This window comes from Methylobacterium sp. GC_Met_2 (genome assembly GCF_026540795.1).
GTDB lineage: Bacteria > Pseudomonadota > Alphaproteobacteria > Rhizobiales > Beijerinckiaceae > Methylobacterium.
In genome coordinates, this window is record NZ_JALNUM010000086.1 from 22,280 (window position 1) to 28,279 (window position 6,000).

A 6,000-nucleotide genomic window follows, 5' to 3' on the forward strand; every position below is an offset into this window, starting at 1 on the left:
TGTCAACACAACGCAGGCGCGCGTGATGCCTCCTGCTGCTTGGTCAACGCTGCGACAGGGTTGATAGCGGGATCTGAAGCGTTGCCCCTGTCCTCGGCCGCACGAGGGTATAGCGTCCCCGCGCAGAGGTGTAGCTGGAGCATAGTTGCGAAGGTGCGACAAGGGGCGCAGTCCAGGATGCGCCCTGATCACGAAATCCCCACGCTGAATGACTGAAATGATCTCAGACCCGACTGCGCCCGCTCGCGATGGATCGCCGCCGGGCCAGCGTGGAAGGGCGATGGCCGCGGTGCTCACCGGAGTCGCGCTCGCGACACTCGACACCGCCATCGCCAACACAGCCCTGCCCACCATCGCCGGCGATCTAGGAGTTGATCCAGGTGCCTCGGTCTGGATCGTGAACGCCTACCAGCTCGCGGTTGTGGCGACGTTACTGCCGATTGCGGCGCTCGGTGAGATCGTCGGGCAGAAGAGGATCTATGTCGTTGGCGTTCTCCTGTTCACTGGGGCGTCGCTCGTCTGTGCCCTGGCCTGGTCCCTACCGACGCTCGTTTTCGCGCGCGTGCTGCAGGGGATCGGCGCAAGCGCGCTGATGGCGGTCAACATTGCGCTGATCCGCTTTATCTACCCAACGAACCAGCTCGGCCGCGGCGTCGGACTCAACGCCTTCGTGGTCGGCGTCGGCTTCGCGATCGGGCCAACCGTGGCATCGTTGATCCTACTGGTGGCGCCATGGCCCTGGCTGTTCGCCGTCAACGTGCCGATTGGTCTCGTCGCCCTCGCCCTGGCCTGGACGGCGCTGCCGGAAACCGCACGTTCCGGCCACAGCTTCGATCTCCCCGGAGCACTTCTCAACGCCGCCGCGTTCGGGCTCTTGGTTCTCGCGCTGGGTGAGGCCGCACACGAGGGGCCACTCTGGCGCATCCTCTCGGAGATCGCTGGGGCACTCGCCTGCTTCACCCTTCTCCTGCGTCGCCAAGCCGGACACCCGGCGCCGATGCTGGCCGCCGATCTTCTGAAGCGCCCGCTCTTCGCGTTGTCAGCTTTGACCGCGGTGTGCTCCTTCGCGGCACAGGGGCTGGCCTTCATCTCGCTGCCCTTCCTGTTCCAGCACACGCTGGGCCGCTCGCAGGTCGAGACCGGCTTCCTGATGACCCCTTGGCCGGTGGTGGTCGCGCTGATGGCGCCGCTGGCTGGGCGCCTCTCGGACCGCTTTGCCCCTGGCCTGCTTGGCGGGATCGGGCTTGCCGGCCTGGCGATCGGCATGGGGCTGCTTGCGCTGCTACCTGCCGATCCCAGCGTCACGAACATCATCTGGCGGATGGCGATCTGCGGGGCTGGGTTCGGCTTCTTCCAGGCCCCGAACCTGCGCGCCATCATGACGAGCGCGCCGGCTGCTCGCTCGGGTGGTGCGAGTGGGATCGTCGCCACGGCGCGGCTGCTCGGTCAGACCCTGGGTGCGGCCCTCGTCGCGGCCTGCTTCGCAATCGCGGAAGCGCACGGGCCAGCGGTGGCGATGGGGCTCGGAGCAGCCTTTGCTGGGGTTGCCAGCGTGGTGAGCTTCACGCGTTTGGCCGTGGCGTCCTGAGGCCCCTTCCATCGCGTCATATTTAGCCGATCGCTTCACGCCCGCCGTCGCGCAGTTGTCTGCTTTGGCACCTGCACTGCTCTACCCCGCCGCTTCCCGCGTGCAGCAGTCTCTACATTTCCGCTTGTACCGGAATCTGGCGCTCCCGATCGAAGCTGTGGCCGAGTAGCGTGAGCGTCGAGAAAGCGCCGGCAGGCGTCGAAGTCCGTCTCAACCACTGGCGGGCAATTGATGCCTTGCTGTTCGGCCAGGCTGTGCGCGTACTTAAGCATCGCCGCGCTCGGAACTCTGCGGTTGATGGATTGGTCGGCGTTACCCTCCTGAGGTACGCGCGGCCCGGCATGGGTGTCGAGAAAAGCCCGGCAAACGCTGATGCTGCTTTTGCAGCCGCGCGGCAGCTTCACGCCCATTCTCTCCGCCAAGCTCGTCGCTGTCTGGATGCGAGACCTCCTTGGCGTCTGCGACGATGTGAAGGGCGCGTTTAATGAGACTTGGGCTTGGCGGTCTGTAGGTTGGATTAGCCAAGCTTGGATCGGCTTCGAGGCGCTGCCGCAGGACCATTCCGGGCGAGAGCCCGTTCAGCACGCGCTGACGGCGACCGTTGTAGGCCGCGTTGAAGCCGCGCAGCACGATCTCCAGGTCGGCGTGGCTGTAGATCATGATGCCCAGCACCTCGCGCTGCACCCGGCCGTTGAAGCGCTCGACCATCCCATTGGTTTTCGGCGTGTACGGGCGCGTTTTACGATGCTGCACACCGTGCCGCTCGCAGGCGGCCTCGAACGCATCGGCCGTGAAGCACGAACCGCGGTCGGTGAGCACGTGGGTGACCCGGAACGGAAAGGCGCCGAGCGCGTCCGTGAGGAAGGCCACCGCCGAGGCCGTGGTCTCGTCGTCCTTGACCGCGAGATGCACGTAGCGGGAGGCGCGGTCGATGGCGACGTAGAGGTAGCGCTTGCGAGTGGAGCCGTCGCGGTCGCGTAGATTGGGCAAATGCTTCACGTCGACGTGCACGAAGCCGACTTCGTAGTCCTTGAAGGTGCCGTGCGGCTTGCGGGTCCTCTCGGACGGCGGCAGCCGGTTCAGGCCCTCCGCCTTGAGGATGCGATAGACGGCGTCCCGGTTCAGGTGCGGCAGGAAGTGGCTGACGACGAAGGTCAGCGCGTCGAGGGGGAAGCCGGTGGAGCGGCGGAGCGCGCACACGACGGCGCGCTCCTCATCGCTGGCGCGCCAGGGCAGCTTATGGGGCCGGGCCGAGCGATCCTGACAGGCATCGGGGCCGCGTTTGCGCCATTTGCGGATGGTCTCGGTGGAGACGCCGTAGCGCTTGGCCAACACCCCGGAACTCTCGGGCGAGCGGGCGATCTCGGCGCGAACAGCCGGGGTGGTGCGGGCTTGGGGATGGATGGCGAGCATCAACGAGCCCTCCGAACGGCAGCACGGCGGCGCACACCCTCAAACCGCCACGCGTAAACTTTGATCGCCCAACGTGCCACATCCCAACGACGTTCCGCAACCAAACAGCTAGGACGACCACGGATGCAACCGTGCTGAACGTGGAGGGCCTGCAGCGCCCTCGCGTTCAATCCTAGGGTGCGCAGTTACGAGGGCTCGACCGGCATCGATCCACCTACGTGCGATAGGCGGCTCGGCCTGTCATGAGCCACCCTCCCGTCGTGTGGATTGGAAGGCTGGCGGTCGACCATCGACCGCCAGCCACCTCCTATGTCAGCAGTTACGCTTCTACCTGCTCATCCTACCGGAATTCGCTGTCTTTCTCGGGCTCATACATCTCAGGGCCGTTGCGTACCTCTTCCAAAACGTCACACAACACGGAGACGGCGATATCTCGATTGCTCATGCGCACCAAATACTCGGCCATAATCCCGATCACAATCTGCATCCGTCCAACCCTTGTGCCGCAGCCTAACTGATTAAGCACTCTTTGATTTAGGAACTTAAGAATTTGGCTTCGCGCCACCTGCCTCCTGCTCCAAGTCCATCCAGCATAAGTAAGAAGTTTCTGTCCCGACAGATGCATTGTATGCTCCTGATGGCGGGCAACTATGTTGCCGCCATCAGTCATTTACGAGCCATGTTTTGGACAGAGGCACAAAGCAAGAGGTATCGAAATCGATATTGACGATAATGGAGAAAGCAAATTTGCAAATGGTCTGCCTTCGCAAAGAAAGCGTTTGCAGAGATCGGCGACCAATCAGAATCAACTCGTAAAACTCCTATGGGTCCACGAGGTCGAGGCCCAGGGAGAAAAAAGATATTTCCATATGACACGCGGCGTATCCAAATCGATATTTTCGTAACTGATGCCCGATCATGCGAGGGTTACATTGACGCAAGAGTATGCGTTCTTGTTGAACCTATAAGTGAGATTGAGTGGCCCATACCTGTCGCCCGCGCAGAAGGGCTCGATCTGCGAGAAGGACACATAACAATATGGATCAAAAGCTTGCGGGGATTGCGTTACTGTGCTCAAGAGGTTGGCTGGAATCTTTTTGATCCTATCAAAGCCCCGTATAAATTTGAGGAAGCTGTCTTCGTCAAAGCAATATTGGGTGCCGTGCGTATTCGGGACAATGCTTCTCCTGTCGATGCCGCGAACACATGCCTTGCTCGTATGGCCGAGCTCGGATCGGTTGTGAAAAAAGAGCGAATCACCGCGGTTCCGGGCATGGGCCTGTTCCAAAATGATGCGGCGAGAACTGCCGAATGGGTCATTCGTTACAAGAGCAGCCGTCAGTGGCGGTGGAAGGGTCGAAAAACAGCGTAGCTTTTTCTTATAGGGGGCGCGTAGATCGCGTCCCCGGCCCAGAATATTCTGAACAATGGATATTTCACGGGCTCGATATGCCTGCAAATCTCGGGAATTTTGTTAGGCTGCGGAGGGCTACTATGACGGTCTCCGGTCGTAAAAACCAATTCTAAGCACAAACAAAGCGGCAGCTGAAGATCCTCTTAAATTGGGGCATGCAGCACATCATTTCGTGCATTGCGACCTTGGACAGCAGCAGAACGCTGCCGGCACGAACTCGTAAAAGCATTGCACATAGCAGGGTCATAAGCGCCGGATGGACATCGCCACCGACGTTGATGCTGCGCTCAACATTACCCGCCTCATCGGCAGAAATGCTCGATGTTATATGGCGACCTATGACTAAATCACTAGGGAAACAGTCGCAATGACGGAAAATGAGCATCGTTATTCGAGCTACAGTCGGCAACGAATTCGCGACCGGCAGATGGTAGAAGCCTATGCAGCTTGGGTCGATAATCTCGTCACGGAATATTTTTGGCAAGGTTGGATGATTAGCTTCATGTTCGAGGAGTTGCATCTTTCTGAAGCTGCAACCAAGGCCGTTATGCAACAGGAGGTAGTTGGGTTCGCTAAGAAATTAAGCAGCGGCTCTCACAGGAAGCCGACGAGTGCGGCGGCTTATAAGGTGATTCCTCGGCTAATCGGTTGTCCCAACTACCCGGTTTTCAAGCATGAAAAGGAGGGTCATCGCCTCGGCGCGCCGAACGCCGGGCTTCATTATAATGTCTTCCTGATACACTCCATAATGGCCTACACCCGAGCCTGCCGCCTTAGGGGGCCGCTCGATCAACATGTCGAGGAAAACAAGCTCACGTATTGTAATTCGAAGTCGCGCATCGATCAAATCCACTTGGAGCCAGTTTATTGAACCGCCGGAAAAGCGGCCGATTACATTCTGAGAGCCTTTGGTAACGGTAGAATTGGATTGGATGATATCTTATTGCTACCCCAAGCTCTCTCGGAAAGAAACTAGGCTGACTTGCCATCGCTCGATGGGAACGAGGAACATCTGAAATTTCGATGCCTGATACGAACAGCTTTACCACTCGCAAAGCATACATCGAAGCCGGGGTGGATACTTCGAACAGCGAATTGACGCTGGATGGGAAGGTTACCTTATCACATTCATATTCAAGCAGATCCTTGGATCCGAGGCGGCTAAGTTGCGGGTGATGGAACAGGAGCTGTACCGGGTATACGCCACCCACTTGAGCCGCCTGTTCCGCCGGCCAAATGCGCTCGCCAACCGCGGCAAGCTGCCGATTTGGATCGCCTCACCCAACTATCCCGTCGACAAGCACGAGAAAGTGTTGCTTGACGAGGTCCGAGTCAACGACGGGCTGCACCTGCACGTCGCCGGTCTATATCACCGCGATCGACGTTTTGCCGGCAGCATAGAAGACCACTTCTCCGATTTCATGCACATCTACATCCACGGGAAATACGAGCTCTTGCGGATGCACGTCAGCCCAATCGAAACCGAGGAGCGCTACGTGGTCGGGTACGGCTTTAAAACCGTGGTCAAACGAGCCTCGATCGGCGTCGACGGCCTGATCGTGTTGTCGTGGACGGCGAGGGAACT

The 6,000-nt window shown here is 59.6% G+C and carries 4 protein-coding genes and 1 pseudogene; 4 read left to right on the top strand and 1 reads right to left on the bottom strand.

Translation table 11 applies throughout. From position 1 onward, the window contains the following. Positions 1-208: 208 nt before the first annotated feature. Positions 209-1,588, top strand: a complete 1,380-nt coding sequence (locus OXS49_RS23780) for an MFS transporter (RefSeq protein ID WP_267427126.1) — start codon at positions 209-211, stop codon at positions 1,586-1,588. Between the two features lie 495 nt (positions 1,589-2,083). Here the strand turns inward: OXS49_RS23780 and OXS49_RS23785 are convergent. Continuing rightward, positions 2,084-3,001, bottom strand: a pseudogene (locus OXS49_RS23785) (IS481 family transposase); the annotation flags it as partial. A 1,051-nt stretch (positions 3,002-4,052) separates the two neighbouring features. On the opposite strand from OXS49_RS23785, the gene OXS49_RS23790 reads away from it, so the two are divergent. The 3 genes from OXS49_RS23790 to OXS49_RS23800 form a co-directional block, all read left to right on the top strand. Then, positions 4,053-4,373: a hypothetical protein gene (locus OXS49_RS23790; RefSeq protein WP_267427127.1), complete on the top strand. Its 321-nt coding sequence runs from the start codon at positions 4,053-4,055 to the stop codon at positions 4,371-4,373. Between the two features lie 409 nt (positions 4,374-4,782). Further along, on the top strand, positions 4,783-5,286 hold the full coding sequence (locus OXS49_RS23795) for a hypothetical protein (RefSeq protein ID WP_267427128.1): 504 nt from the start codon (positions 4,783-4,785) through the stop codon (positions 5,284-5,286). 304 nt (positions 5,287-5,590) lie between these two features. After that, positions 5,591-6,000, top strand: a 410-nt coding sequence (locus OXS49_RS23800; RefSeq protein WP_267427132.1) for a hypothetical protein, incomplete at its 3' end; no start/stop codon positions are given.